Source organism: bacterium (genome assembly GCA_036524115.1).
Classification (GTDB): domain Bacteria; phylum JAUVQV01; class JAUVQV01; order JAUVQV01; family DATDCY01; genus DATDCY01.
In genome coordinates this window covers 1-4,520 of record DATDCY010000322.1, presented here as the reverse complement: position 1 = coordinate 4,520, position 4,520 = coordinate 1, and the positions used below count along the sequence as shown (strand labels likewise).

At 68.7% G+C, this 4,520-nt stretch carries 3 protein-coding genes; 2 read left to right on the top strand and 1 reads right to left on the bottom strand.

Annotated features, from left to right (window positions below; genetic code table 11):
• The first annotated feature begins 160 nt into the window (after window positions 1-160).
• Entirely contained in the window at window positions 161-2,458 is a 2,298-nt protein-coding gene (locus tag VI078_15685) for a protein kinase (protein ID HEY6000727.1), read from the top strand.
• A gap of 21 nt (window positions 2,459-2,479) precedes the next feature.
• Here the strand turns inward: VI078_15685 and VI078_15680 are convergent, their stop codons facing one another.
• Window positions 2,480-3,013, bottom strand: a complete 534-nt coding sequence (locus tag VI078_15680; GenBank protein ID HEY6000726.1) for a LuxR C-terminal-related transcriptional regulator — start codon at window positions 3,011-3,013, stop codon at window positions 2,480-2,482.
• Between the two features lie 182 nt (window positions 3,014-3,195).
• On the opposite strand from VI078_15680, the gene VI078_15675 reads away from it, so the two are divergent.
• Window positions 3,196-3,624, top strand: a complete 429-nt coding sequence (locus VI078_15675) for a heme-binding domain-containing protein (GenBank protein ID HEY6000725.1) — start codon at window positions 3,196-3,198, stop codon at window positions 3,622-3,624.
• The last annotated feature ends 896 nt before the right edge of the window (window positions 3,625-4,520 follow it).

Genomic DNA, 4,520 nt, shown 5'->3' with positions numbered 1-4,520 from the left:
GTCACGCCCGCTCGCGCCGGCGGCCGGGACCGCCCCGGCGCGGGTTTGCCGGTCGAGGGTCGTGGACTATCCTTGACCCGGCAGCCTCGATGCGCGGGCCCGCGGAGAGCAGCCGTCTTCCCATCGGGGCGAGAAGGAAGGCGAGGTCGATCTTGGCTCCATGCTGCTGACTTCCGGAGCAAGGCTCGGACCCTACGAGATCGTGGCGCCGCTCGGTGCGGGCGGCATGGGCGAAGTGTATCGCGCCCTCGACCCGCGGCTCGGGCGCGAGGTGGCGATCAAGGTGATGCCCCGCGCGGTGGCCTCGTCGCCGGACCGGCTGGCGCGCTTCGAGCGCGAGGCCCGGACGGTGGCCGGCCTCAATCACCCCAACATCGTCGTGCTGCATTCCATCGAGGAGGCGGCCGGCGTGCGCTTCCTGACGATGGAGTTGATCGAAGGCCAGGACCTGGCCTCGTACATCGCTCCCGGCGGGCTGCCCGTCGCCCGCCTGCTCGACGTGGCCATCCCGATCGCCGACGCGCTCGCGGCCGCGCACGAGAAGGGCGTCGTGCACCGGGACCTCAAGCCCGGCAACGTCATGGTCACGCGCGACCGGCGGGTCAAGGTCCTGGACTTCGGCCTCGCCAAGCTCACGAAGGCCGATCCCGATCCGCGCCTCGCGAGCGCGGTGACGATGGTGTCGCCGATTTCGGATACCGCGGACGTCATCGGCACCCTGCCGTACATGGCCCCGGAGCAGGTCCGACGGGAGGCCGTGGATCCGCGCACGGACCTGTTCTCGTTCGGCGTCCTGGTCTACGAGCTCGCGACCGGCAGGCGGCCCTTCACGGGCCGCACGCTCGCGGACGTGAGCTCGGCGATCCTGCGTGACGCGCCGCCGCCGCTCGCGAGCGTCCGTGCGGACCTGCCGGGCGACCTCGAGCGGATCGTCGGGCGCTGCCTGGAGAAGCATCCCCGCGACCGGTTCCAGACGGCGCTCGACCTGGGGAACGACCTGCGCGGGCTGCGGCGGACGCTGGAGCGCGGGGCGCAGGCGGGACCGCCGGGGCCGCGGGACGTCGCGTCGATCGCGGTGATGCCGTTCGTGAACATGAGCCACGACGAGAAGAACGAGTACTTCTCCGACGGCCTGGCCACCGAGCTGATCAACGTGCTGACCCGGATTCCCGGGCTGCGCGTCGCCGCGCGGTCGTCGGCGTTCACGTTCAAGGGGAAGTCGGCGACCATCGGCGAGATGGGACGCGCGCTCAACGTCGCCAGCGTGCTCGACGGAAGCGTGCGCAAGGCGGGCAACCGGGTGCGGATCTCGGTGCAGCTGGTCAAGGTGTCGGACGGCGACCACCTCTGGTCCGAGACCTACGACCGCACGCTCGAGGACATCTTCGCGGTGCAGGACGACATCGCGCGGTCGGTGGTGAAGGAGCTGCGGACGACGCTGCTCGGCGAGGACGCGGATTCCAAGGCGAGCGGCGAGGCGAGGGCGGACGTGGCGCAGGCGACGAAGGGCCGCGGCGGGAGCGCCGAAGCGCACCGGCTGGTCCTGCTGGCCCGTCACCTGGGCGATCGCCTGGCCCGCGAGGACATGGACAAGGGGATCGGCTACCTGGAGGAGGCGCTGCGGCTGGATCCCGGCTACGCGCTGGCCTGGGCGGAGCTGGGCCAGGCGTGCACGGGCATGACGGGCCGCGGCTGGCTCCCGGTGGCCGAGGGCTACGGGCGCGCGCGCGCGGCCGCGCAGCGCGCGCTCGAGCTGGAGCCCGACCTGGGCGAAGGGCACGCGCTGATGGGCTGGCTCCAGATGCACCACGATCGCGACTGGGAGGGCGGCGAGCGATCGCTCCGCCGCGCGTTGGAGCACGCCCCCGGGAACGCCCTCGTGCTGCGCTGGGCCGGCGTGCTGGCCTCGCTCCGGGGCCGCTTCGACGAAGCGATCGAGCTCTTCCGCCGCTCGCTCGAGCACGATCCACTGAGCCCCTCGGCGTACATCAACCTCGGGCTCGCGTGCCACGCCGCGGGACGGCTCGACGAGTCGATCGAGGCGTACGGCAAGGCGCTCGAGATCTCGCCCGAACGCGCCGTGGCGCGATCCTATTTCGCGCTGGCCCTTGCCGACGAGCGGCGCGACGGGGAGGCGCTCGCGGTGGCGGCGCGCGAGCCGGCCGAGGAGCATCGCCTCTTCAGCCTGGCGGTCGTCCACCACGCGGCCGGGCGCGCCGCGGAATCGGACCGTGCGCTGGCGGCCCTCGTCGAGCGGCACGCGGACTCGATGGCCTACCAGATCGCCGAGGTGTACGCGGGGCGCGGGGACGTGGACCGGGCGTTCGAGTGGCTCGAGCGCGCGTACGCGGCCCAGGACCCCGGGCTCAGCGAGCTGAACCTCAGCCCCCGGCTGCGGGCCCTCCACGGCGATCCACGCTGGGCGGCGCTCCGCGCGAGGATGGGATTCCCGGGCTGACCTCGCCCGGCGCCGCAGGCCTCACTCGCCCGGCGCCGCGCCCGAACCGGGCGAGACCTCACCCGCGGCGCTCTCCGCCGGCAGCAGCATGTCCTCGAAGAAGAAGGCGGCCAGCTCGGCCCGGCCCGCGAGGCCGGACTTGCGGTAGACGCTGACGGCGTGCTGCCGCACGGTGCGTTCGCTGCGCGCGGTGAGGCTCGCGACCTCCTTGTGGCTGTACCCCTTGAGCAGGAACATCGCGGTCTCCTTCTCGGCCGGGGTCAGCGCCCACGCGTCGAACTGCTGGTCCATGGCCTCGCCCAGCCCGCGAAGCGCGGTGCGGGCGAGCTGCTGCCAGTGGTCGCGCTCGGCCTGCCGCGTGGCGAGCGCCGCCCGGACCCCCTCGAGCGAACGCTCCGTGTCCCGCCAGCCGCGCAGGAGCAGCATCGCGGCAGCGGCGCCGAGCAGGATGAACGACGTCTCGACGAGCGCGTGGCTGCCCTGCCAGACGCGCGGCGAGTCGGTCAGCAGGTCCACGGCGCCGGCCACCACCATGGCCACGAGCAGGATGGCCACGACGAGGCGCGTTCGCGCGGATCGCTGGTTCGAAAGGGTATCCGTCATTTGCCGGGGGTGCGAAGTCCCAACGACTTGCGCGGGGACCATACGGCATGCGCCCGATGCGGAGAAGCGCACGGCCGTCCCACACTGCGGGTGTCGTCGGCAGACCGCGTTCACCCCATCCCGAGGAGGCTTCCATGACCACCGCCCGCAAGCTCACCCTGGCCGTCACCGTTCCCGTGCTGCTGTTCGCCCTGCTCCAGGTCGTGCCCTACGGGCGCCAGCACTCGAATCCCCCGGATGGCACGCTGGCCGCGTTCGATTCGCCGCGGACCCAGGAGCTGGCGCAGAAGGCGTGCTTCGACTGCCACAGCAACCGGACCCGGTGGCCGTGGTACGCCTCGATCGCGCCGATGTCGTGGCGCATCCAGTCGCACGTCGACGAGGGCCGCGAGTCGCTCAACTTCACCGCGCTGAACACGGCCAGCGAGGAAGGGGCCGAGGCGGCGGGCGAGGCGGGCAAGACGGTCACCAAGGGCGAGATGCCGCCCCGGGACTACCTGCTGCTCCACCCGGAGGCGCGGCTGTCGGCGGCCGAGAAGTCCGACCTCGCGCGGGGCCTGTGACAATTGCCAGCTGAGCTGCGTGATTCCTGTCGGCTCATCTGCTTGACAATTGCCAGCTAAGCTGCGTGATTCCTGCCTGGTCACCTGCTTGATTATGCCAGTTGAGCAGCATGATACGCCACTGCTGAGCTCCATGCTTATTGCCTGCTGATTGCGTGGTTCGTGTCTGCTCAGCTGTTTGAGTATTGCCTCCTGAGGTCCCTGTTCGGGCGCCACCTGCCGGGGACCAGCCCCAGCTGATCCAGAGTACTCGAAGGAGAGATGGCCTAGGCGACTCTTTATATGCTAATCAGAGATATCAAGAATAATAGTATGAGGATAGCTCAGTAGGAAAATTCGGTGGAGAAAAGAGACTGAGTAGCTTGGTTTACGCCGCAGACCAATCAATCTTCAAGACAAGAATTTGCACCACTTACGTAGGCCGCAGGCGCCCTCTCGAATAGCGGAAGGTGCCTAACCCTAGACACCTTCTCGAGTGGGTTTTAGCAGTCCAGGCAAAATTAGTAAGCGTGGTTTGTTCCACGCTCCAGATGGAGACTCGGCTGGAAGGTACAGGGAAGAATGACAAGGAACTTTATGAATTGGAGGTGTAAGTTAACTGTTTGACAGAGAGAGCGAGATGGTGGTGGGGGACAGCCCCCAGTGAAATCAGAGGTGAGAGCACAAAGCAATACAGTAGGCAGACTCTGGTTTTTTTTTGGGGGGGGGAGATGCTCGAGAATATCCGGGTGGACTCCTGAGGCTCGATCCCGCATTTTACTATGCCGAGCCTCCTTCCTCATGACCTTTGTCCAGAGTGGAATGCCTCCCCTGCTCCCGGCACAGGATCAGTGCATGCTCAGTCAGGATATCAGTGCCTGCTCAGCCACGTGATCACTGACGGCACAGTCACGTGA